Below are 269 nucleotides of genomic sequence, written 5' to 3'. Positions count from 1 at the left end.
CACGGAGGGCGGCATCGAGATCGTCCTCAACGCCTTTCGCACACAGGCGTTGGGTGACGTGTTCACGCCGCTGGGCGTGGACTGGACGACGAAGAAGATCGTCGTCGTGAAATCCTCGCAGCATTTTTACGCGACCTATGCGCCGCAGGCGAAGGACGTGCTTTATGCCGAGACACCCGGCAGCATGACGATGAACTGGAAGAATTTGCCATACCGGAAGAGGCCGAAGCTTTGGCCGCTGGATTGAGGACGGCGTCTGCTTGAGGTCG

General features: G+C 59.5%; 1 protein-coding gene. It reads left to right on the top strand.

What is annotated here, in order from left to right:
* Nucleotides 1-247: MlrC C-terminal domain-containing protein (locus L0P31_RS09300; protein ID WP_238096654.1), on the top strand; the 247-nt coding region annotated here is incomplete at its 5' end.
* Nucleotides 248-269 lie beyond the last annotated feature (22 nt).

The sequence above is a fragment of the Streptococcus mitis genome, assembly GCF_022137125.1.
In the GTDB taxonomy this organism is placed as follows: domain Bacteria; phylum Bacillota; class Bacilli; order Lactobacillales; family Streptococcaceae; genus Streptococcus; species Streptococcus mitis_CE.
Note: the sequence above shows the minus strand (reverse complement) of the source record. Positions and strands in the feature narration are given on the sequence as shown.